We start from the raw sequence: 23,680 nt of genomic DNA on the forward strand, positions 1-23,680 counted from the left end.
ACTCCGATCCCTCGATGGCCCTGAACCACTGAGCCGGCCAGGCTGAAGATAGATCAGTCTCGATTAATTAGCAGCACTATAACGGCTGCGCAAAGGTTTGGCAGGAGGCTTCTCAGCGCCGCGTCGCCCGCCTCGGGACAACCTCGAGATCGGCCACTGCCCTCCGGGGGCCGGCCGCTCATCCCGGGGCTCAGCCGTTGATCCGAGACAGTGCCGCTTCTCAGTCAGCGGAGGCCGGCTTCGAACTCGCCCGTCCGCCGGCGGCTCCGAGAGCCCGAACCCGGTGGCCGAACCGGCCGATTCTGGCGAGGCGGCGTATACCGGTCTGGCGGAACGGCCAGACTTCGTGAAGTGATTGTCGTCTTACGATGAAGGCTCAGATGCGGCGGAGCCCGACAGCACTCGCGAGCTCATTCAGAACGATGACGGAGCGTAAGACCACTTTGCGATCACATTCTGAGGAGCCGGCGGTGGAGAACGAGATCCAGCTGATCACTGATGGGGACGGTCTGGCGGTCATCGGGCATCCGGCCGCGGTCGATCGTTTCCTCACCGCGGAACGGCTGCCGTCGAAAGACCTCGGGCTGAAACGGCTCAGCTCGGCCCTCGGCACCGGATCCACGGTCGCCAAGGCCGGCGCTGCGGCCGCCGAGCATTCGGGGCGCTGGGTTCAGCTGACCGCGGAGTCCGCTCAGGCGATGAAGAAGTACAACCTGATGACCGGGCCGAGCAACGACGTCAAGCGGGCGGTCCTGACCGACCATGGCAAGATCACCGGCCTTCTCCAAGTGGTGAAGGCAAGTCCCACGGGGATGCTGACCAACCCGGCGATTCTTACCGGTGCCGCCGGGCTCATGGCACAGCTCGCGATGAAGCAGAGCATGGCGGAGATCACCGAGTATCTCGCCGTGATCGACGCCAAGGTCGACGCCGTGCTCCGCGCCCAGACGGACGCCGTGGTGGCAGACATGATCGGGGTGGAGCTCGTCATCGACGAGGCGCTGACGATCCGGGAGCAGGTGGGCCGGGTCTCCGAGATCACGTGGTCGAAGGTGCAGGCCACGCCGGTGCCGCTGGCTCGGACCCAGGCATATGCGTTGCGCCGGCTCGACGCCATCGCCGAGAGGCTGGAGACGACTGATGTCAGCGACCTGGCCAAGACGACCAGGGAAGCCGAGATCAAAGTTCAGGAGTGGCTCGCGGTGCTGGCCCGCTGTTTTCAACTCCAGGACGCGGTCGCGGTGCTCGAACTCGACCGGGTCCTGGACGCGTCTCCCGAGGAATGGGAAGAGCACCGCGTCGGCATCCGGATCGCCCGGCGGAACCGTCTGGACGTGATCTCCCACAGCACCGAGCGTCTGCTGACCCGGATGGACGCCGCGGCCGGAACCGCCAACGCCAAGGTGCTGCTGAACCCGACCAGCTCGCAGGTGGTAGTGCACTCGACCAACTACGTCGCCGTCGCGGTCGTCCGGTTCACCGGCCTGCTCGGCATCGAACGTGACCGTCAATCACGCGAGGCGAGGCGATGGCTGGACGCCGCCGCGGACGTCCGCGACAAGGTTCTCGACACCGGAGCCGAGGTGGGCACCAAGGTCCTCGACACCGGCGCTGAGGGCATCGGCGCCGCGGGCCGGTTCGGAGTGAGAGCCTTCGGCCGGGCCAAATCGATGATGGGCAAGGTCTCCGGCGACATCACCGAACGGGCACAGCGTCAGCTCGGAAGCAAGGAGGAGTCCTGACCGGGACGACCCGGACGCGCAGGCCGACACCGGGACCGGTTCAAGGCTTGACGGGTGTCGGTCGGGGGTAATGCGGCACACTGACCGCCAGGGGGTGCCGATGAGTCTGGAAAAAGTGATCTTCGGATTCTTCGTGCTGCTCGCGGCGACGCTGAACTTCGGTTTCTTCATCGGTGACCTCGCCGATCCGAAGCTGCACAACGAGTACGAACTGTTCGCCGCCGTCGTGGTGAACCTGATCGCCACCGTGCTGAAGTTCGGCGACCGCACGCAGATCGGCGCGGTGCACCTGGCCACCAGCCTGGTCGCCGACCTGCAGCTGATCGCGGCCGCGCTGGCCTGGATCTGGGCGACACAGGTCTCGGCGGCCGGCCTGAACGGCCAGTCGACGGCCGCCGTGGTGTCGTTGTCCGGCGGCGCTCTGCTGGCCAATATCGTCTCCGTCGTCCTGCTGGTCGTCGAGACCGTCTCCTTCCAGCGGCGCTGAGCGGCAGCCGTGCCCGGATCGAATCGGCCCCGCGAGGCGCGCCGCTGGACGCGGATCGCCGTCGCCGTACAGGGCCCGCCCACCGTCTTCCTGATCCTGCGCCGGATGCGGGCACCGCTGATCGTCCTGATCACCATCGTCGCGGTCAGCGTGCTGGGCCTGACGCTGATCCCGGGTAGCGACGACGCCGGGCAGCCGACACGCATGGGCTTCTTCGACGCGTTCTACTTCATGAGCTACACGGCCACGACCATCGGGTACGGCGAGATCCCGCACGCGTTCACCGGCGCGCAGCGACTCTGGGTGACGGCGACCATCTACCTCACCGTCATCGGCTGGGCCTACGCGATCGGCTCGCTGCTGACGCTGCTGCAGGACCGCGCGTTCCGCCAGGCGCTCGCGCTGCAGCGTTTCACCCGTACGGTCGCCCGGCTTCGCGAGCCGTTCCTGCTGATCGCCGGATACGGGCAGACCGGCCGGCTGCTGGGCCGGGAACTCGACGCGCTCGGCCGCCGGCTCGTGGTGATCGACACCGACGCGGAGCGCGTGGACGCGCTGGACATCGACGCGTACCGCTCCGACGTGCCGGGGCTGGCCGGTGACGCGCGCAACCCGCAGACGATGGAACACGCCGGGCTCGGCCACCCGTACTGCGAAGGGGTGCTGGCCCTGACCGACGACGACGACGTGAACCTGGCGGTCACGATGACGGCCGCCCTGGTGCGCCCGGAGCTGCCGGTGATGGCCAGGACGGTGTCGCCCGCCGTCGAACACCGGATGGCCGCGTTCGGATCACCCACGGTGGTGAATCCGTTCGACCGGTACGGGGATCATCTACGACTCGCCCTGCGCGCCCCGGCGTCGTACCAGTTGATGGCCTGGCTGGAAAGCGGGCCGGGCGCCGAACTGCCGAAGCGGGCCCAGCCGCCGCGAGCCGGGCGCTGGGTGCTGTGCGGCTACGGCCGGTTCGGCCGGGAACTCACCGAGGACCTGCACGCCGAAGGCCTCACCGTCACCGCGATCGACATCCGGGCGCAAGCCGGAGCGGAACCGTGGGTCATCCCCGGCGACGGCTCCGAACCGGACGTCATGGCCGCTGCCGACCTGGCACACGCGGTCGGCTTCGTAGCCGGCACTGACAATGACACCACCAACCTGTCGCTGGTCGCCGCCGCCCGCCACATCAATCCCGAACTGTTCGTCACGTCCCGGCAGAACCGGCCGGAGACGGCGCCACTGTTCGCCGCCATGCAGATCGACTCCCTGCTGGTGCCGGCCGAAGTGGTCGCCCACGAGATCTACGCGCAGCTCAGCACCCCGCTGCTGTGGCGCTTCCTGCGGGAGATGCCGGCCCTCGGCGACGAATGGGCCCAGACCATGGTCGAGCGCCTCCAACGGCATTGCGGGCGCCGTCTGCCCGGGCTGTGGCGCACGACGCTGGACGCGAGCGACGCCCCGGCGCTCAACCACTGGCTGCGCGAGGGGCGGGCGACACTCGGCGATCTCCTGCGCCATCCCGACGATCGGGAGCAGCGCCTCGACATCGTCCCGCTGCTCATCCTGCGGGACGGGCAGGTGACGCTCGGACCCGCCGACGACGACGAACTGCAGGCCGGCGACCAGCTCCTGCTCGCCGGACAGCGGCGGGAACAGCGGGCGCTGATGGACACGGTGACCATCGACTCGGTGAGCCAATACATCCTGTACGGCCGGCGGGTGCCGTCGAGCTGGATCTGGCGGCGTCTGAGCCGCTCGAACCGTTAGGTCACCGCCTGCGACAACGCAGCACGGCGCGAGTCGTTCGAGTCCGCTGATGCCGCGGTTCTGCCAGGTGCGCGGCCGGCGCTGCCGTTCGACACCATGTCAGTCCAGCTGCGGACCAGCGTGGCCGGCGAGGCACTGCCAGCCGTCCGGGCCGGCCACCCACGTCAGAGTCAGCCGCATCCGGAACGTGCGCGGCTGCCCGTCACGGGACACCACGTCGGTCACCTCGGCGGTGAGCACCGCGACCGTCCCGGCGACCACGACGTCCACGCCGGAGAGTTTCTGGTCGAGCCAGCGCAGCGTGCCGGGCTCGTTGCCGGCCAGGTAGGCCGCCCGGTCACGCACCTCGCCGCGGTGCGTCGTCCACCGCAGGCTCGGGTGATGCAGACGCTTCAGTTGCTCGGCATCCCCGGCGACGAGCGCGGCGGACCGGGCGGCCGCGGCCGCCAGCACTTCCTCTTCGATTGACATCGACCCAGACTAGGAGGCCGTGCCCGGGGGCGAAGCGCGGGAAGTCCGCGCCGGTGCGGGCCGCCGGATCCGGTGGCCGGCGGGCAGGGCATTCCGCCGCCGAGCGCTTAGCATCCGCAATGGACGATCGGAGGGGCGGGATGGCGGCGGAGACGACCGTGGTGATTGTGGGGGCGGGGCCGGCGGGGATGTCGCTGGCCAACTTTCTGCAGCGCCGCGGGGTGGGATGTGTGGTGCTTGAGGCGCGGGACCGGGAGTATGTCGAGGGGCGGCAGCGGGCCGGGGTCATCGATCATCGGGCGGAGGAGATCTTCGGGGAGTTCGGGCTGGCCGAGCAGGTGGCCGGTGGGGCGCCGCTGGAGACGCTGCTGGAGATCCGGGTCGGTGGGGTGCCGAGGCTGCTCGACGTGCCGGGGCTGGCCGGTGGGCGGCCGAGCCGGTTGGTGCCGCAGCAACTGCTGGTGCAGCGGCTGATCCGGAGTTTTCTCGACGGCGGCGGGGATCTGCGGTTCGGGGTGGGCGACGTGACGCCTCGGGATCTGGACCGTGAGCGGCCGCGGGTCACCTATGGCGATGGGGAGCTGAGCTGTTCCTACGTCGCGGGGTGCGACGGGTTTCACGGGGTGAGCCGGCGCAGTGTTCCGGACGGGGTGCTGACCACCTACAGCTTTGATCACGGGATCGGGTGGTACACGGTGCTGGCGGAGTCGCCGGCTCCGCGGTACCCGTTGATGGCCGTGAGCCGGCACGGGTTTGCGGCGCAGTTCGCGCGGGGGCCGCACGCGAGCCGGTTCTACCTGCAGCACCCGACGGGTGAGGATCCGCGGCAGTGGCCAGACGAGTACACGTGGGAGCAGCTGCGGCTGCGGCTCGGGGACGACGGGTTGAGGGACGGGCGGATCACCGGGCGCGAGGTGGTGGACATGCGCAGCTTCGTGGCGGAGCCCATGGCGTACGGGAAAATGTTTCTGGTCGGCGACGCGGCGCACATCATCACGCCGATGGGCGCCAAGGGAATGAATCTGGCGATCGCCGACGCCTATCTGCTGGCGCGCGCGATCGTGGCGGCCGAGCGGGACGGTGACGTGTCCGGGCTGGCCGGCTATTCGTCGGCCTGTCTGCGGCGCACCTGGGATTATCAGGAGTTCTCCCGGTGGTACACGGAGATGATGCATTTCGCGGGTGATGAGTCCGACGCGTTCCGGCGGCGGCTGGCGCTGGCGCGGCTGGACCGGCTGTTCAGTTCGCCGCCGGCGGCTGCGGCGTTCGCCGATCTGATGGCCGGCACCGCGGTCTGAGGGTCAGAGGCCGGAGAGTTTGCTCATGGTGGAGGTCAGGGTGTAGTCCTTGACCTCCATGTAGGCCTTCCGGTCGTCGGGCACCCCGAGGGAATACGGGCATTTGGGGCTGTCCGCCTCGAGCTTGGTGTCCAGGATTTTCTTGCCGGTGGCCGTCTCGTGCACGTGCAGGCGGTACGTGGCGTGGTACATCGTGGCCGTCCCGCCTTCGATGTCCGAACCCGGGCTCGTGTAGGTGCAGCTGCGGACTTTCTTGCCGACCGCGATCCGTTCCATGCAGGCCACCATCTGGACCTGCGAGGATTTCATGTCGGAGCTTGACCAGGTCTTGACGGCCGCGGTCGATTTCAGGAACGTGGCGTCGAACATGGTGTAGATCATCCGATTGCCGCCGCCGGTGTCGCCGTAGACCAGGATCGGGTGCGGCACCTTGGTGGAGCTCCGCTTCGGCAGCGCCGGCCAGTAGACCGTGCCCTCGCAGATCTCGCCCAGGTCGCCGACGTAGTCGGGCACGACGGTCTGCGGGACCGGGCCGGTCGGCACCGCCGGCGCGTTCTCGGTGACGGTGGCCGACGGCGGGACGGCCGCCGGCGGCGCGGTCCCGGTCGACGGGCGGGCCGCCGCCGAGGACGTCAAGGCGACCGGGGTGCTCTGCCGCTCGTCGTCGGACCAGCCGCGCGCGACCACGCCGACCGCACCCGCGACGAGGGCCAGGACCGCGACCGCCAGGACCGTCACCAGGATGCGGGTGTTCCGGGCCGCGCTGGTCGCGGGCCGCTGGAGCTGCATCAGCTCCAGGTCCGAGAACGACTGGGCGCCGGCCGGCGGGACCAGGCCCTGGATCGGCGAAGGCCACGGGTCGACCGGCGCCTGGATCTCCGGCGGCGTGCCGATCGCGGGCTGCGGACGCCCGCCGGCCCGGGAGGCGAACTGGGCCAGGGGCGCGTGCTCGGTCTTCTCGCCGTGCGCGGTGCCGGCGCGCTGCTCCGGCTGACCGAGCGCGGTGTCGGTCTCGACGGGCGACGGTGCCGGCCACGCAGGGAGAGCGGGCGCCCCGGGCTGGGCAGCGTCCGAGGGCTGGGCAGCATCCGAGGGCTGGGCAGCATCCGCGGGCTGGGCAGCATCCGCGGGCTGGGCAGCATCCGAGGGCTGGGCAGCATCCGGGGAGGCCGGGCCGGGATCTTTCTCGTCCGCCGAATCCACCATGTCGCTCGCAGCCTCCCCGTGTACTCCGCGCGCGACTGTATCGAAAGACTTCACCACACGTGTCGCGGCCCGGCACCACCGGGCCGCGACGTGCGTCAGCGGCGTTTCTTGGGCAGGTCGTACGCGTCGGCGGCCCGGCAGTCGGACGGTTTGCCGATCGCACTCTTGGGCAGCTTGTCCAGCGCGGCCCGGGCACGGGACCGGCCGAGGTTCCAGGCGTACCAGGGGTCGGGCTGCTTGAGGTCCTCGGCGATCCAGCTGAGCGTGCACCGGCGTACCGGATCGGGCAGCCGGGTCAGGGCCGGGGTCGCGTCGGCCGAGAGGGCCCGCAGATACCACGCGTCGATCTTGCCGGACTGCTCGTAGCGCTGGGCGTTGCGGTCGGCGGCGTAGCCCTCCGGGTCGAGGACGGCCAGGCCGAGCAGCATGAGTACGGCCAGACCGACGGTGGCCCGCGGGATCCAGCGGCCACGCCAGCGGATGCCGGCCGCGGCGATCATGACGAACACCGTGCCGAGCAGCAACTCCAGCGACATGACGAAGATCCGCTCACCGGTGAAGCTGTAGACGCGCTGGTAGGCCAGCATGCGGGAGAGCGCCGAGCCGACGATCACCACGCTCAGGGCGCAGACCAGGCCGAGCAGGACGCGCAGCACGAGTCGTTCGGTCGCGGTGTCGCGTTTCGCCCAGCGGGCCAGTGCGGCGAGCATCGCCAGCGACAGCAGTGTGACGGCGACGAGCTGCCAGAAGCCGCTGCGGGCATACTCGGCGTAGCTGAGCCCGGCGGTCTCCAGCACGTGCCGGCTGCCGCCGAAGAGGACCGCGAACTGCACCCCGACGAAGCCGCCGAAGAGCAGCACCAGCGCGGCGGCGGCCGGGGCCCACTCGACCAGGCCGTACCGGCCTCGACCGGGAGTGTCCAGGCTGGAGACGACCGGCGGCGCGGACAGCGTGTAGATGCCGGCGACGGCGATCAGGGCTCCGACGACGGCCAGGAAGATCCAGCGGAACGCCGAACCGATGTCGAAGTCCGGCACGACGTCACCGAGCAGCGTCGAGAACGCGACGTCGGCCGAGGAGAGCAGCCCGCCGAAGACGAGCAGGACCAGCACCGTGAGGACGATCGAGAAACCGACCCGCTTGCCGATCCCGGTGTTGCGGTTCGTCCCCAGGTGCCGGCGGACCCAGGGAAGACCACGGAATCCGGCGTACGGCGTGGCCACCAGCCCGAACAGTATCGAGCGGACCTGACGACCGCCGACGATCGCCAGCGTCGCACAGCCCAGCGCCCCGAACACGCTGAACGTGACCAGCCACCACGCGTTGCGGAAGGCCGGGACGGCGAGCAGCGCCAGCGCCGCGACCGCCCAGCCACCCCGGATCCACCGTTCGGAGTGGGGCAGGTCGGCGGAGCGGCGGACGCCGAGAACCACGCCGACGGTCAGGACGAGCCAACCCAGGAACCAACCGATTCCCGTACGGTCGAGCGGCGTGAAACAGGCGATGCCGAGTGCACCGGCGAGCACGCCGGCCGGGACCGCCCGTCCGCGGGTGCCGACCGGGCCGGGCCAGTGCTTGTCGCGGAACCTCTGCCACGGGGTGGGCGGCGCCTGGTAGCGGGGGAACGGGGTGTGGGGAGTCTGCTGGAACGGGACGCGGGCACCCTGCTCGGAGAAGGTCCACACGTTGGGAGCGGGTGGCGGAGCCGGAGTCGCGGCGGGCGGTGCCGCGGCGGCCTCGGCCGGGGCCGGCCATGGCGCACCCGGAGCGGCAACCGCCGGCGCGGCCTCGGCGGACGAGACGGGTGCGGCTTGACCGAGCGCGGCCTCGGCGGGCGAGGCGGGCGCGGCTTGACCGGGCGCGGCCTCGGCGGACGAGGCGGGCGCGGGTGCGGACGGCGGGGCAACGACGGCCTCCGCACCGGCGTTGACGAGCGCCGGAGCAACAGCAGCCGGTTCCGGATCGGCCTCGGAGTCAGATGCCGCCGCGGCCTCGGGCGAAGACTCCGCGACACCCTCGGCCGGAGGTTCCGTGTCGGCCGGGGACAACGGCGCCGGGGCAGCGACGGAAGCTGAGGCCGGCGCTTCGGTGGAACCGACGGGCGAAGCCGGAACCGCGGTCGCGGTCGCCGACGAGATGGGGAGCATGGGGATGAACAGCGCATATCCCTGGGTCCCGGCCGGCACCTGCACCGGGATGGCCCAGGCCGGCGCACCTTCGGGCCCCGGCCACGCGATCGACGGCAGCGCGTCGCTGGGCGGCATGACCAGCAGTTGTGGCACGGGCGGCCCGGGTTCGGCGGCCTTCCGTTGTTCTGGTGGGGATTCGGCCACTGCGTCCTCCTCGTTTCACAGGTTCGGCACAGCGTAGGGCGTCCGCGCACGTACGTCTACGTTGCGACGGTTCCGTACCGCCGTGACGACATGCAGTGACCGGAACAGCACGCGAAAGGGCGGGCCGCCGGGCCCGCCCTCATGCCGTGAAACCCCTAGTGGAGCGGCCGGAACTCGCGCGCCAGCACGTACCGCGCGGTTCCGGTCCCGATCTTCACGCCCTGCTCGTCAGCGGTCCGGAAGTGCACCCCGCCCCAGATCCGCGCCTCGACGACCTCGGCCAGCGCCGACGAGAAGCTCGGGAACGAGCGGGTCGTCCCGGAGTCCGAGCTGTAGGCGCTCATCGCGATGTCGTCGCGCCCGAAGAACCGTTGCCAGGTCAGGGTCAGCGCCGAGAACGAGCACGTGTGCCCGGAGGTGTAGTCCGGGAACGGCGGTGTGACCAGCAGCGGCATCCACGCCGGGTCCGCCTCGGTCGCCGGGTTGCCGTCGCGGCCGGCCTCCTGGACGGCGGTGACCGGGCGCCAGAAGTTCCAGTACTTCTTCTCGTTGTAGCAGGCGATCAGCGCGTCCACGTTGACGATGTCGATCATCGCGAACATCCGCGCGGTCTGCAGCGTGCTCAGGTGCTGCGTCTGCGCGAGCTGCCGTTTCATCGCCCATTCGGTGAGGCGGCGGTCGTGCCACCACTTGGCCGACTCGGTCTGGTCCGGCGTACGGACCGTGCTGTTCACCCCGCCGATCGCCTTGACCTCGTCGAGGTCCTTCGCGTACGCGGCACTGCTCAGCGCGGGCGGCCCGGCGGTCCGGAACATCCCCGAGTCGGGGAGCACGAACGGTGTGAGGTCGGCGAACCACGCGCCGTCCTGGACGTTCGTCGGCGGGGTGGGCCGCCACTGCCCCGGTTCGGTGCTGACGTTCCAGCTGTCCGGGTCGAACGCGCCGTCACCGGTCCGCGCGGCGATCATCGCGGCCGCGGCCTGTTTGCCGGCGGCGACGCCGGCGACGCGGGCCCGCCCGGCCGGGATCGCGGCGAGGGCGGTGTCGTACTGCGCCTGGACGGTCGCGGCCTGCTCGGGGAAGAGCGCGAGCAGCACGTCGGAGGCGGCCGCGGCCACCGCGGCGTCGGCCGAGGCGCCGTGGCGCACCTTCGGCGCGGTCAGGTACGGCTGGTACCGTACCCCGGTGACCGCGTTCACGGCGTCGTAGACCGCGCCCTGCACCATCGCGAAGCTGCGGGCAGCGGTGGCCGGCGACTGCCGCGCCACCTCGTAGATCTCGTTCTGGGCGTTGAGGTTCCAGGTCACCACCGCATTCGGGCCGGACGTGCTGCCGGCCTCGGCGGGTGACGGAGTGAGAGTGACGGTCAGGGCCAGTGCCGCGGTCAACGCGATCATGCGGCGGTATGCCATCGGGGTCCCCCGGGAGCTGTCGGAAACTGCCGGAACAACCCTGATGGCCTGCCACTGTCCACACAAGACCCGATCGACAATTGTCAACTTTGCGTGTTGTACGCCTCCGCGGTGATGCCGAGCAGCGAGGCGGCGGGTTCCAGCGCCGAGAGTGCACTGGCCACTGTCATCAGCAGCAGCACACATGCGGTCAGGGCCGTGATGACACCGAGCGTACTGTGCATGAATCTGACCCGGATGGCGCTCGTGTCGCCGGCGAGACGCCGCCTCCAGAAACAGGCGCTCGTCAGGCCGGCTGCCACCATCAGCGTGGCGGAAATCCCCGCCGTGACCCAGTAATAGCGCTCGACCTCGCCGAGCAGCACCGCCGGCACAGGGGAACCGGCGTGCGGGGCGGCCGCGTTCGTCAGCTCTTCGCGCATCTCGCTCACCACCCGGGCGAGCTCTCCGTCGGCGGTTCCACCGGGTAACAGCCCCAGCAACGGGATCAGCGGCAGGGCCGTCACCTGGATGTTCACCGACAGCACCCAGATGACGAGAACCGTCGACATCGTCGCGGCTGTGGCGACCGCCGCGTACCAGCGCCGGCCACGCACATATTTCTGCCACAGCGCGGTGGTGAGCAGGGCCAGGACAACAGCCAGCAAGGCGCTGTTCACCACTTTGATCGCATGCCATTGGAACCAGTAGTCGACCAGCGACGTCAGGTGGGCGGGGAGCGCCGGGGATCCGCTTTCCCAATACTCGGCGAACGCACGCCCGAGGGCGTCGTGCAGTTTCGCGTCACTGTAAGCCCCGAAGCTCGGCCTCAGGAGGACCCTGGGGGCGAGCTCGAATGCTGCCCCCAACGCTGAGCCGGCCACCAGCAGCAAACCGATCACGGTCCTCGAATGCCATCGAACTGGTCTACCACCGGAGTCCGGCGGTGGTCCGGCGGCGACAGTTGTCGTGATAGGTCGCATGCGCATGGGCTGACGGTAGAGAACGGCAGCCCGGAGCACGATGACACAGGATGTAGCACAACCGGGTGAGTTTGCTCCACCTGTGCGGTATAGCTGGCCCCACCTCGGAGCGCGCTCTGACAGATGTGTGTGGCGGGGTGATCGTTACCGTGCAGAAGTAAGTACGGTTGATCCGCGGGAACAGGCGTGCATCACGACAGTGCCGCCTCCGGTCCGCGAGAGGGCCTGCGCCGTCAGTCGGCCGCCCGGTGCCGGCCGCCGCCGCGTTTCTCCTCCGGCGCAGGCGGCGCAGGGGCCTCGCCGTCCGGGTCGGCCCAGCTCGACGGGTCCGCGGCGACCTCGGTGCGCAGGTCCCGCAGCCAGCCCTCCAGACTCTCGGGTGCCTCCGCGTCGGCCGGCTGAGCGGGATCCTGGTGAGGTTCCATGTGCTGGCACGCCCCGATCTCCGAGTTGTGGTCAAGAGAATCCGACGGTAGCGCCATCGTGCCAGCGAATCGGCGTTATTCGCCATCCGGCGTACCGGCAAGCCTGCCTCCAGCAGGCCGATCCCGGGCTCCGGGTCCGCCAGATCCGGCACTCCGGCGCCGTCGCCTTCGCCCGGCGTGTCGTCACCGGCCGACGGGCCGAGCGGGTACGGCTGCGATGCCCCCGGCGCCCTGGGGCAGGCCCGGCTATGACGTCACGACAGAACCGGGAAACACTGATGGGCCGGCCATGTTCGGGCCGGCCCATCAGTGGGTTGGGGGTTCTGCTACTTCGCGGGGGTGACCGTGAAGGGCAGCTGGATCTTGGCGCCGGACTCGGCACCGGTCAGCGTCACGCCGGTCGTGCCCGGGGTTGCCGCCCCCGGAACGCTGACGGTCTCGCCCGCGACGACACCGTCGGCGTTGGCGTGCAGCGTGCTCACGGCCAGCCCGGGACCGAACGTGCCGGTCACCGTCTCGTTCGGCGCGAACCCGGAGGCGTCGACGGTGATGGCCGTGGCCCGCGGACCCTCGGTGACGGAGAGCTTGGCCTCCGGCTGGTACGCCGGCGCCGCCTCCTTCGCACTCAGGTCCACCGTGCTCGCCGTGGCCGACGCGGCACCCTTGGCCACGGTCGTGGTGAACGTGACCGTGCTGCCGGCGTACGCGTCCCACGCCGTGACGTGCACGGTGTAGGTGCCCGGCTGGGCGTAGGTGTGCGTCCCGCTGATCGCCCCGGAGGCGTCGATCACCGCGTCGGCGGGAACGGTGCCGTCACCCCACTGGACGGTGGCGTGCTCGGCGCCGGTGGCCGTGCCCAGCTTCGCGGCGAACTCCGTACCGGCGGTCGCGCTCTGGCCGGCCGGCGCGGTCAGCGTCAGGTCGGGCCGGGGCGTGCCGTCGTCGGCGATCGCGAAGACGTGGATCCGGCCGATCGAACCGGGGTCACCGGTCTGGGCCGGCAGGGTCACCGAGACGAGCGTCTTGCCCGCCGGGATCTGGTACGGCGCGGTCGCGAACAGGAACGGCACCGCGCCGTCCCGGTCGGTCCCGTGCAACCGGTAGGCGGACTTGGCGACGATCACGTTGCCGTAGGCCGGCGTCCCGTTGGCGTTCCCGCCCAGCGTCCAGTCGCTCATCTGGATCGGGAGGCTCGCGGTGGTGCCGTCGCTGAACGTCGCGGTGCCGGTGGTGCTCTGGTTGCCCTGCGTCCCGGCGCCGATGAACGAGATGCTCCTGGCGTCGGCCGGCAGGTTCAGCGCGATCGTCTTGCCGTTGCCGCTGGCGTTGTCCGGCTGCCCGGCAGGGGTGACCGGCAGGGTGAAGCCGAGCGCGGTTCCGGGAACGGTGGCCCGCTTGCCCTGGGTCAGGCCGGCCGTGGCCAGCGCGCTCCGCGAGTAGGCCCAGGTCTTGGCGTCGCAGTTGGCTCCTTGCACTCCGTCGTCACCGATGCAGACGGTGTCGAACGCGGCGGTCAGGCCGGACTCCGGCGCATAGGAGACGGTGACGCCGACGGTCGCCGAGTCCTGCCCGTCGCCATCGCTCACGGTGACCGACGCCTGATAGAAACCGGGTTTCGCGTACGTGTGGGAGCCGCTCACCCCGTAGACCGCGCGCGAGCTGAGCGTCGTGGTCCCCGCGGTGGCCGGTGTCCCGTCCCCCCAGTTGATCGTGGCCTGGTAGTCGGCCGCCGTGCCCCCGGTGACCGTGGCCAGCGGCACGGACACCGCGGCACCCGAGCGAGCGGCCACGTTCGTGACGCCGGAGACGGTGACCGAGCCGCCGCCGAGCCGGACGTCGCCACCGGCGAGCAGTTCCACCTCGGCCAGGGTGGCCTGCGCGGCCCCGGTCGTCTTCGTCACGGCCAGGCGGAACCTCGTGAACCGGCCCGGCTTGTCGATCCGGAACGGCCGGGTCTGGTTGCGCCACGCGAACACCTGGTCCTTGCGGGTGTCGAGCGTCGTCCAGGTGATGCCGTCGGCCGAGCCCTGCAGCGTCCAGTCGGACGGGTCGCCGCCCTTGGCCCCGGAGGTGAGCGTGTAGTACGCCGGTGCCTGCTCACCACCGCGGAACGTCCAGTCGACCTGCGGGGTGCCGGAGGCGAACGTCAGCTGCGTGGACGACGTGTCGTCGAAGAGCTTGGACGCGTCCGAGCCGCCGTCGGTGGTGGCGGTGCCCAGGCCAGGGCCGGTGACGTCCTGCAGCGGCTTGGGGACGTCGTTGCCCTTGGTCAGCGAGTCCGGCACCTCGTTCTTGCCGGTGAACCAGGACGACGGCTTCGGGCCCATGACGAACTCGATCGTGCCGCCCTTGGCCAGGACCGAGGAGTCGATCGCGACCTTCTTCTGGTCCTTGCCGTTGACCCGGGCGTACTGGATGTAGACGTTCTTGACGCTGTTCTCGTGCGCCTTGACGATGATGTCACCGGTGGTGCGGTGCACGGTCATCTGCTCGAACTGCGGTGAGCCGATCGCCCAGCTCGACGAGCCGTTCTGCAGCGGGTAGAGGCCGAGCGAGCTGAGGATGTACCAGGACGACATCTCGCCGTTGTCCTCGTCGCCGAGGTAACCCTGGCCGATCTCGCTGCCGACGTAGAGCCGCTGCAGGATCTCCCGCACGATCGCCTGCGTCTTGGACGGGACGCCGGTGTAGTCGTACATGTACGGGATGTGGTGCGAGGGCTGGTTGCTCATGCCGAGCTGACCGAGGCGGACGGCCCGGGCCTCCAGCATCTCGTGGATCGTGCCGCCGTACCCGCCGGGGTGGTCGGCCTTCTCCGGCGTGGCGAAGAACTCGTCGAGCTTCTGCTCCAGCTGCTTGCGGCCGCCGTAGAGGTTGGCCAGGCCCTGGCCGTCCTGCTGCGCGGTGAACGCGTAGTTCCAGCCGTCGGTCTCGGTGTAGACGCCACCCCAGTCCAGCGGGTCGCCGTCGAGGAACGTCCCGTTGGCCTGCCGGCCCTGGAAGAACTCGCTCTTGGTGTCGAACATGTTGACGTAGTTGCGGGCCCGCTCCAGGAAGTACTGCGACTCCTCCTTGAGCTGCTGCACCCGCTCCTTCGGGGTGGCCTTGTCCTTGGCCAGTCCGGCGGCCATGTTGCCCAGGCCGTAGTCGTTGATGAACCCTTCGAGGGCCCAGGACACCGACTCGCCGGTGGTGGTCGGCGTGTAGCCGAGGAACAGCGAGGTCTCGATGCCCTTGCGGCCGACGGCGCTGCGGCCGGAGGCGACCGTGGCGTCCTTGACCGCGGCGTCGTACGCGCCGAGCGGGTCGGGCAGTTCGACCCCGTTGAGGTACGCCTCGGCCAGCGCGACGTCGGCGCTGGTGCCGGTCATCAGGTCGGCGTAACCGGGAGAGGACCACCGGGCGATCCACCCGCCGTCGCGGTACTGCTGGACGAACCCGTCGGCGAGCTTCGCGGCGACGTCCGGGTAGAGCAGCGAGTACGCCGGCCACACGGTCCGGTAGGTGTCCCAGAACCCGTTGTTGACGTAGATCTGGCCGTCGACCAGCTTCGCCCCGGTGGTGGTCGGGGTGGACGTGCCGGTCGCCGCGGAGACCGGGCTCGCGTACTGCCAGTGCGGCGCGGCCGCGGTGCCGGTGTTCTCCGACTGCGAGTTCGGGTAGAGGTTGAGCCGGTACAGGTTGGAGTAGAGCGTGACCAGCTGCGTCTCGGTCGCGCCCTTCACCTCGATGCGGCCGAGCCGGTCCTTCCACGCCGCGGTGGCGGCCTTGTGGACTTCGTCGAGGCTCTTGCCGGTGACCTCCAGGGCCAGGTTCTTCTTCGCCTGGTCGACGGAGATGAACGAGGTGGCGAACCGCAGCGTCACGGTCGCGCTCGCCGCGGTGTCGAAGGTGGCCGAGGCCGCCGCCGTCGCGCTCGGCGCGCGGTCGAACGTGCCGGCGTAGAACATCCGGCTATGACCGGCGGAGAGCCCGGAACCGTTGTCGACCCAGCCGGTGACCGTGCCGTCGGCGCCGAACGTGAACGTGCCGTTCTGGAAGACGACGCTGCCGGTGGCCGAGCCGGCCGGGAACGTGAAGTCGGCGACGCCACCGTGGTCGGTCGGCGACATCCGCGCGACCAGGCCGCTCTGCGTCCGCACCGAGTAGAGGTCGGGGCGGGCGATCTCGTCGTCGTGGCTGAACGCCAGCGCGCGGGTGTTCGGTGCACCGGTGAGGTTGCCACCGGCCGCGACCGGCATCACCGACATCTGGTTGCGGTCACCCATCCACGGGCTGGGCTCGTGCGAGATCGCCAGGCCCTGCAGCGTGGGCAGGTTCGCCGCGTTGTTGTCGCGGTGGTAGACGTACTCCCAGGAGTCCGAGGTGGCGTTGGTGACCGGCGTCAGGAAGTTGAAGCCGTTCGGCACCGCGGTCAGGGGCAGGTTGTTGCCGCGGGAGAAGCCGCCGGACGCGTTGGTGCCGCGCCGCGTGTCGACGTAGCCGGTCAGCGCCGAGCCGTCGATCGCGGCCGGCGTGCCGGTCACCGCGACGTCGTCGATCCAGCCCTGGAAGCGGGTGGCCGCGGTCGCCTTCGGGTTGTCGTAGGCGAGCAGGATCCGGTCGATCGTCTTGCCGTTCGCGACCGTGCCGAGGTCGGCCTGCACCGCGTTCCACTCGTCGGCGAGCAGCACCTTCGACGTGCCCTGGCCGGTCGGCGTCAGCGCGTAGCCGTGCTGATCGATCGCGGACCGCCTGCTCAGGTAACTGCCGTCGGTGAAGTGCAGGTCGAGCGAGACGAAGGTCGACGGATACTGCAGGTCCTCGCCCGTGAGCTCGGGGAAGATCTTGTAGTTCAGCCGCGACTTCGGCCCGACCGGGATGTTCACGTCGAAGAGCCGATTGCTCGCGTACGACCGTCCGCCGCCCTCAGCCGCACCGGCGTAGCGCAGCGAGGCGACCCCGGTGAACCCGGCGCCCGGCTTGGCGTTGGAACCGCGCGACGGGCCGGTGCCGGTGACGGTCACCATCGGGGTCGACGGCGGCTTGACGTCGGTGCCGTCGCTGATGTCCCAGTCGGCCAGCTGCACCAGCGAGTCACCGGAGTTCGCGGTGACGTTCAGCCGGTAGAACGCGTACGCGCTGGTGTTCTTGAAGGTGTAGGTGTTCGTCGCGAAGCGACCGCCGAAGGTCTGGCCGGTCTGCTTGTCGAGGTCGGTCCACTCCGTGCCGTCGGCCGAACCCTGGATCGCGAAGTCCTTCGGGTCCCGCCCGGCCGCGTCGTTGGCCGAGGTCAGCGAGTACTTGACGACGGTCACCGGCGCGGTCAGCCGGTAGGTGACCCAGCCGGTCGGATCGAACGCCAGCCACTTGGTCGACGAGTCGCCGTCCTTGAGTTTGAGCGCCGTCTCGTTCGGCGGGTTCTCGGCGCTCGCGGTCACCGCGCCGACCTTGTCGAGCACGCTGCCGGGCAGCCCGGTGCGGATCGAGCCGGTCAGGTTGCCCTGGACCGGTTTGCCGTTCGCGTCGAGCTCTACCGTGCTGGCCGTGGCCTGCGGGTCGGCCGATTCGAACGAGGAGGCGAAGTCACCGGCCTTGACGGCGGCGTTCGCGAGGGTGGGAGCGGAGATCAAGCCGACCGGGAGAAGAAGCGCGCCGGCGACGGCTGACCACCGTCGGGGCGGGCGGGAGAACTTCATGCGGACTCCAGACGGAGGAGGCACAGTGGACGCCCTGCTATCAGAGATCGCCAGCTTCAACCCGCACTGACAACGTTGTCAAGACGTTGTTCGAAATGACCTGGAAACAATGCTCACTAATACCGGGAACAGCGGCGCCGGGCAGCGAACCGCTGCCCGGCGCCGACGGGAGGGAAGCTCAGTCGGTGCTGCTCGGCTCCGGCGATCCGCTGGTCGCGGCCTCCGACGGGGACGCCGACGGGGACACCGAGCCGGACGGTGCCGGTGAGCCCGACGGGCTCGGCGACACCGACGACGACTCCGGCTGCGGGGTGGACGCACTCGGCGACGGACCCGGGAGGGGCTTGCCGGTCACGGTCGTCTCCGGGAAGTCGAACGTCCACCCGTCGGCGAGCAGGTCGGGGACCAGCGTGCGCAGCGCCTCGACGGTCTGCCTGCGGTCACCGCCGCCGTCGTGGACGAGCACCACCGCGCGCGGCTTGAGCTGCTGCTTGATCCGGGACACGATCACGCCGGCGCCGGGCAGCAGCCAGTCGTCCGGGTCGACGACCCAGCCCAGCGGGGTGTGCCCGAGCTTGCCGCCGGCCTTCGCGGACGGGCCGAAGTCGCCGTACGGCGCGCGGTAGTACGTCACCGTCGCCCCCGGCACCGCGGCGGCGATCGCGGCGTCCGCCTCCAGGATGTCCGCCCGGCTCTTCGCCTCGGAGATGACCCCCAGGTCGTCGTGGTGCATCGAGTGGTTGCAGAGCCGGTGGCCGTCGGCGACGATCCGGCGCACCAGCTCCGGGTACCAGGTGGCGTTCTCGCCGACGATGCAGAACGTGGCTTTGACGTGGTACTGCGCGAGCAGGTCGAGCACGGCCGGGGTGTCCGCGGACGGGCCGTCGTCGAAGGTCAGCGCCAGCCGCTTGCCGCTGTGCTCGGTGTGCACGACCGGCTCGTAACCGGCCGCGGCGGCGTGCAGGTTCGCGACCGTGTCCGGGCTCTTGGCCTGCGGGCCGGTCTTGCCGAAGTCACCGGCGTCGAGGCGCCCGACGTGCGCGGCCCTGGGCAGCGGCGTGACCGGCTCGCCCCGCAACGCGGTCTCGGTGAAGTCGCGCCAGAGGTAGGACGGCATGGTGTCGCCCTCGATGGGCTTGTTCTTCGCGTCGCGCAGCGGCCCCGGTTTCGCCTTGCCAATCCAGACCACGCTGGCCATCTCGGGCGTGTACCCGGCCATCCACGCGTCCTGGTTGTCCAGCGTGTCGAGGTACTGCTGGGTGCCGGTCTTCCCGGCCGCCGGGCGGCCCGGGACGATGCCGTGCTCCTTCACCACGCTCTGCAGGACGGTGGTGACGTCGGCGGCGACCTTCGGGTCGAGCACCGCGGCGGCCTTGTCCGGGGTGGTGTAGCCGGAGCCGTCGGCGCCGGTCACCGCCTGCACGAAGTGCCGCTCGTGCCGGACGCCGTTGCCGGCCAGGGTCGCGTAGACGCCGGCCAGGTCAGCGGGGAGGACGGCGTACCGGCCGAGCGAGATGTCGCCGCGGGTCCTGCCCGGCGCGGGGTCGCCCTTGACGTCGACCATCGACTTCTGGCCGGCGTACTTGTCGGGGATTCCCAGGCGTACGGCCATGTCCCGGACCTTGTCCGGCCCGATCTGGGCGGTCACCGCGTAGAACGGTGTGTTCAGCGAGTCGACCATCGCGTGCTGCAGGGTGCACTCGGGACACTGCAGGTTGCCGTGGTTGCGCAACGGCACACCCCGGTCCGGGAAGAGCCGCGGCGAGCTGCCGTCCCACTTCGACTGGTAGGCGATGCCCTTGGTCAGCGCGGCGGCCAGCACGATCGGCTTGAACGTCGACGCCGCCGGGTGCATCGCCGACGCGTTGTCGAAGTAGCCGCTGCCGCGGTCCCCGCCGTAGTAGGCGAGCACCCCGCCGGTCGACGGGTTGAGCGCGACCAGGGCCGCCTGCAGCCCGGCCGGCTGCCCGGTCAGCGTCTTCTTCACCGACGTCATCGCCGACTGCTGGGCGGCCTGGTCGAGGGTGGTGACCACCCTCAGGCCCCGGGTGTGCAGTTGTTGCGAGGTGATGCCGTGCGTGCCGAGCTCTCGTTCGACCTGGTCGACGACGAGCCCGAGCGGGCCACCGATCGCCGAGCCGGCCGGGCGGATCGGCGGGTACGTCACCTTCGCCGGGTCGATCACGCCGGCGTCCCGGGCCGTCGCGAAGATCCAGTTCCAGCGGCGCCGGGCCTGGCCGGCGTTGTGGTCAGGGTCGTAGAGCCACGGGTCCTTGATCACCGCGGCCAGCACCGCGCCCTGGGCGAAGTCCAGCTTGTCCGGGGTGACGCCGAAGTACGCGTTGGCGGCGGCCGCGATCCCGTACGCACCCCGCCCGTAGTAGATCGTGTTCAGATACCGGTCGAGGATCTCGTCCTTGCTGTACTGGCGTTCCAGGTTGATAGCGAGCGCCATCTCCTGGATCTTGCGGTCGACCGTGACCCGCTGGCTCAGGAAGGCGTTCCGCGCGTACTGCTGGGTGATCGTCGACGCGCCCTGGTGGCTGCCGTTCACGTCGGCCACCATCGCCCGCGCCACCCCCCGCACCGACACCCCGGCGTGGTCGTAGAAGTCGCGGTCCTCGGCGAGCAGCACGGCCTGGCGCAGATCCGGGGAGATCGCGCTCAGCGGGACGTCGTTGTGGTCGGTCGCGCCGACCCGGGCCAGGATCGTCCGGCCGTCCCGGTAGTACAGGACCGACGCCTGGGGCTGCGGCACCGCGCCGGGGACCGGGATCGACTCGACGTAGGCCTCGGCGGCGCCGATGCCACCGGCCACCCAGAACGCGCTCACGGCGGCAACCGTGGCCACGATCCGGCGCCAGCGGGGTCGCTTACGGGCCGGCGGCTCAGGGATCTCCGGCGGCGGGTCCTGCTTCTCGAGCGATTCTTCCTGCACACCCGCATAGACGTCGTTCTACTGGACTCTGTGGTACGTAATCCTGCGTCACCACGTGATCACCCGAATTTCCACCGTATTGACCAGCGGTTTCGGGGAGGTTGCACGCAATCGGCATGATCTATGTCGCATTTTGGCCCGGCTCCAGGACGCACCCGCCGGCGACACCCGCCCGCTCGATCTCGTCGAAGCGGATGCGCACCGGGGCCCGCCGCGCTCGAGGAGGTCGACCGCGGCCGCGGTGACCGCATTCCACCGACATCGGCGCCCATCCTGTGTTCCATGTGTTGATAACTGGTTCCATGTAGCAGAACATTCTGGAGACGCACCACTCCTGTGACCCCGAGGGTCGACTCGCTCGACTCCGATCCCTCGACGGAAGGTGACCTTGATGGAGACGCGACCCGCGACGGCGCCGGACCAACCGGCGAGCATGGACACCGGGCAACTGCGTGACCGCTTCCTGGTGGAGGAGATGTTCGCGCCCGGTGAGGTGCGGCTGACCTACTCCCACGAGGACCGCATCGTGGTCGGTGGCGTGGCCGGCCCGGCCGAGTTGCCCAACCCGGAGGCGCTGCGCTCGGAGTACTTCCTGCAGCGGCGGGAGCTGGGCGTGGTCAACGTCGGCGGACCCGGCACGGTCACCGTCGACGGCGAGCGTTTCGAGCTGGCCGCCAAGGAGGTGCTCTACGTCGGCCGCGGCGCCCGGCAGGTCGGCTTCGACGGCCGGTTCTACCTGGTGTCGACGCCCGCGCACACCAGCCATCCGACGGTCAAGGCCACCCTCGACGACGCCGAGCCGGTGCGCCTGGGCTCGCCGGAAGGCTCCAACGAGCGGACCATCTACAAGTTCATCCACCTCAAGGGCATCCAGAGCTGCCAGCTGGTGCTCGGCGTGACCGTGCTGGAACCGGGCAGCATGTGGAACACGATGCCGTGCCACACCCACGAACGGCGCACCGAGGTCTACTTCTACTTCGACCTGCCACCGTCCGAGCGGATCGTGCACCTGATGGGCCGGCCCGACGCCACCCGCAACCTGATCGTCGCCCCGGAACAGGCGGTGATCTCGCCGTACTGGTCGGTGCACTGCGGATTCGGCACCCGCAGCTACGCGTTCGTCTGGGCGATGGGCGGGGAGAACCAGGCGTACGACGACGTCGAGCCGGTCGCGGTCGGAGACCTGCGGTGACCTCGTTCGACCTGCACGGACGGACCGCCCTGGTCACCGGCTCACGCAGCGGGATCGGCCGGGCGGTCGCCGTCGCGCTCGCGCGCGCCGGCGCTGACCTGGTGCTCCACGGCCGTACCGCGGATCTCGACGAAGTCGGCAAGGAGTGCGCGGAGGCCGGAGCCCGGACCACCCGATGGGTTCACGACCTGTCCGACGTGGACGGCATCGCCGCGGCGGCGGCCGGACTGCCCCCGATCGACATCCTGGTCAACAACGCGGGCATCATCCGGCGCGCGCCGGCCGCCGAGCACTCGCTCGACGACTGGCGCGCCGTCCTCGGCGTCGACCTGGACGCCGTCTTCGTGCTCAGCCGCACGATCGGCGCCGGCATGCTCACCCGCGGCCACGGGAAGATCATCTCGATCGCGTCGATGCTGTCCTACCAGGGCGGTGTCACCGTGCCCGGCTACACCGCGGCCAAGCACGGCGTCGCCGGGCTGACGAAAGCGCTGGCCAACGAGTGGGCCGCCCAGGGAGTGCAGGTCAATGCCGTCGCGCCGGGATACGTCGAGACCGCCAACACCGAGCCGCTGCGGGCCGACCCGGTCCGCGAGGCCGGCATCCGGGCGCGGATCCCGGCCGGCCGCTGGGGTCGCCCCGAGGACATCGCCGGCGCGGTCGTCTTCCTCGCCTCCCCCGCCGCCGACTACGTCAACGGTCACGTCCTGGCGGTCGACGGCGGCTGGCTGGGCCGATAGACCCGGTTAGGCTGATCCGGTGGCCAGGGAAGGCAGCTCCATCGACAAGACGCTGGCGGTGCTCGAAGCACTCGCCGAGCACCACCGCGTCACCGACATCGCGGCGGCGACCGGCGTCTCCAAGTCGACCGTGCACCGCATCCTCCAGTCGCTCGTGACCTGGGGTTTCGCCCGGCCCGACGGCCTGGGCAGCTACGAGCCCGGCCCCCGGATCCTCACCCTGGCGGGCCGGGTCATGCACCGCTTCGACCCGGCCCGCCAGGCCTCCGGCGCCCTGCGCGCGCTCTGCGAGGCGACCGGCTTCACCACGCACTTCGCGATCCGCCACGTCGACGAGCTCGTCTACGTCGACAAGCACGAAGGCCGCCGGCCGTACCAGATGCCCTCCCGCATCGGCATGAGCGTCGCCCTGCACACCACCGCCATCGGCAAAGCCGTCCTCGCCGAGCTCAGCGACGCCGAAGTCCTGTCGATCTGCCGCCGCACCGGCCTCACCCCGCGCACCCCGCACACGCTGACCGGCGAAGAAGATCTCCTCGCCCACCTGGCCGGCGTCCGCGCCCTCGGCTACGCGATCGACGACGAGGAGAACGAACCGGGCATCCGCTGCCTCGGCGTCGCCGTGTTCGACCACACCGGCCAGGTCCTCGGCGGCATCTCCGTCTCCACCCTGGCCATGGACATGGGCCTGCCCGGCCTCCGGTCCCGCGCGCCCGAAGTCCTCGCCGCCGCCCACGACGTCTCCGCCGCCCTCGGCGCCGCCACCCCGACCCGTCGCTGACCCTCCGACCCCCCAAGATCACATTCCTTTTCGCCCATCTCCGCCGGGGTCGCTCTCCGCCGCTCCCGCGGGGACCCTTCCGGGCCGAGCAGGGCGCAGGGCGCCCAGGACGCTCAGCCCTCCAGGGCGACGTCCGTGGCGGGGCGAGCTCACCCCGGCCCACCCCCACACCCCGCCCGTCCCCGAACCAGTCCCGCCTACGGACTCGGCGAGCCCGCCCCCGCGTCCTGCCCACCGCCGACCTCGCGAAC

The 23,680-nt window shown here is 70.5% G+C and carries 15 protein-coding genes; 7 read left to right on the forward strand and 8 right to left on the reverse strand.

Annotated elements, in window-relative coordinates:
- The first annotated feature begins 470 nt into the window (after nt 1-470).
- The 3 genes from ACH442_RS31920 (at nt 471) to ACH442_RS31930 (ending at nt 3,993) form a co-directional block, all read left to right on the forward strand.
- Nucleotides 471-1,742 (forward strand): hypothetical protein, encoded by a 1,272-nt coding sequence (locus ACH442_RS31920; RefSeq protein WP_396341845.1) that lies wholly within the window; start codon nt 471-473, stop codon nt 1,740-1,742.
- Between the two features lie 100 nt (nt 1,743-1,842).
- The gene (locus ACH442_RS31925) at nt 1,843-2,229 is read left to right on the forward strand and encodes a DUF6394 family protein (protein ID WP_396341846.1); all 387 of its coding nucleotides are present in this window, start codon (nt 1,843-1,845) and stop codon (nt 2,227-2,229) included.
- 9 nt (nt 2,230-2,238) lie between these two features.
- A complete protein-coding gene (locus tag ACH442_RS31930; protein ID WP_396341847.1) occupies nt 2,239-3,993 on the forward strand; it encodes a potassium channel family protein in 1,755 nt (584 codons plus the stop codon).
- 99 nt (nt 3,994-4,092) lie between these two features.
- Here the strand turns inward: ACH442_RS31930 and ACH442_RS31935 are convergent, their stop codons facing one another.
- On the reverse strand, nt 4,093-4,464 hold the full coding sequence (locus tag ACH442_RS31935; protein WP_396341848.1) for a nuclear transport factor 2 family protein: 372 nt from the start codon (nt 4,462-4,464) through the stop codon (nt 4,093-4,095).
- A gap of 119 nt (nt 4,465-4,583) precedes the next feature.
- On the opposite strand from ACH442_RS31935, the gene ACH442_RS31940 reads away from it, so the two are divergent.
- Entirely contained in the window at nt 4,584-5,762 is a 1,179-nt protein-coding gene (locus ACH442_RS31940) for a 4-hydroxybenzoate 3-monooxygenase (protein ID WP_396341849.1), read from the forward strand.
- A 3-nt stretch (nt 5,763-5,765) separates the two neighbouring features.
- On the opposite strand, the gene ACH442_RS31945 is transcribed toward ACH442_RS31940, so the two are convergent.
- The 7 genes from ACH442_RS31945 to ACH442_RS31975 all read right to left on the reverse strand — a co-directional run bounded on the left by ACH442_RS31945 (nt 5,766) and on the right by ACH442_RS31975 (nt 20,611).
- Nucleotides 5,766-6,968 (reverse strand): hypothetical protein, encoded by a 1,203-nt coding sequence (locus ACH442_RS31945; protein ID WP_396341850.1) that lies wholly within the window; start codon nt 6,966-6,968, stop codon nt 5,766-5,768.
- Between the two features lie 95 nt (nt 6,969-7,063).
- Nucleotides 7,064-9,301, reverse strand: a complete 2,238-nt coding sequence (locus ACH442_RS31950) for a DUF4153 domain-containing protein (protein WP_396341851.1) — start codon at nt 9,299-9,301, stop codon at nt 7,064-7,066.
- Nucleotides 9,302-9,456: 155 nt separating this feature from the next.
- Entirely contained in the window at nt 9,457-10,698 is a 1,242-nt protein-coding gene (locus ACH442_RS31955) for a vanadium-dependent haloperoxidase (protein ID WP_396341852.1), read from the reverse strand.
- A 98-nt stretch (nt 10,699-10,796) separates the two neighbouring features.
- Entirely contained in the window at nt 10,797-11,594 is a 798-nt protein-coding gene (locus tag ACH442_RS31960) for a hypothetical protein (RefSeq protein ID WP_396341853.1), read from the reverse strand.
- A 314-nt stretch (nt 11,595-11,908) separates the two neighbouring features.
- Nucleotides 11,909-12,157 carry a hypothetical protein gene (locus ACH442_RS31965; RefSeq protein ID WP_396341854.1) on the reverse strand — a complete coding sequence of 83 codons (249 nt, stop codon included), beginning with the start codon at nt 12,155-12,157 and terminating at the stop codon, nt 11,909-11,911.
- Between the two features lie 269 nt (nt 12,158-12,426).
- A complete protein-coding gene (locus ACH442_RS31970) occupies nt 12,427-17,778 on the reverse strand; it encodes a GH92 family glycosyl hydrolase (RefSeq protein WP_396341855.1) in 5,352 nt (1,783 codons plus the stop codon).
- Between the two features lie 178 nt (nt 17,779-17,956).
- Entirely contained in the window at nt 17,957-20,611 is a 2,655-nt protein-coding gene (locus ACH442_RS31975) for a transglycosylase domain-containing protein (RefSeq protein WP_396341856.1), read from the reverse strand.
- A gap of 496 nt (nt 20,612-21,107) precedes the next feature.
- Here ACH442_RS31975 and kduI point away from each other — a divergent pair, with 496 nt between their 5' ends.
- Genes kduI through ACH442_RS31990 form a run of 3 tightly spaced genes read left to right on the forward strand, consistent with a single transcriptional unit; the run spans nt 21,108 to nt 23,429 of the window.
- On the forward strand, nt 21,108-21,908 hold the full coding sequence (kduI, locus tag ACH442_RS31980; RefSeq protein WP_396341857.1) for a 5-dehydro-4-deoxy-D-glucuronate isomerase: 801 nt from the start codon (nt 21,108-21,110) through the stop codon (nt 21,906-21,908).
- Nucleotides 21,905-22,648 carry an SDR family oxidoreductase gene (locus ACH442_RS31985; protein WP_396341858.1) on the forward strand — a complete coding sequence of 248 codons (744 nt, stop codon included), beginning with the start codon at nt 21,905-21,907 and terminating at the stop codon, nt 22,646-22,648. The genes kduI and ACH442_RS31985 overlap by 4 nt, the downstream gene beginning before the upstream one ends.
- A gap of 19 nt (nt 22,649-22,667) precedes the next feature.
- The gene (locus tag ACH442_RS31990; protein WP_396341859.1) at nt 22,668-23,429 is read left to right on the forward strand and encodes an IclR family transcriptional regulator; all 762 of its coding nucleotides are present in this window, start codon (nt 22,668-22,670) and stop codon (nt 23,427-23,429) included.
- Nucleotides 23,430-23,680 lie beyond the last annotated feature (251 nt).

The organism is Actinoplanes sp. NPDC020271, assembly GCF_044388125.1.
Classification (GTDB): Bacteria; Actinomycetota; Actinomycetes; order Mycobacteriales; family Micromonosporaceae; genus Actinoplanes.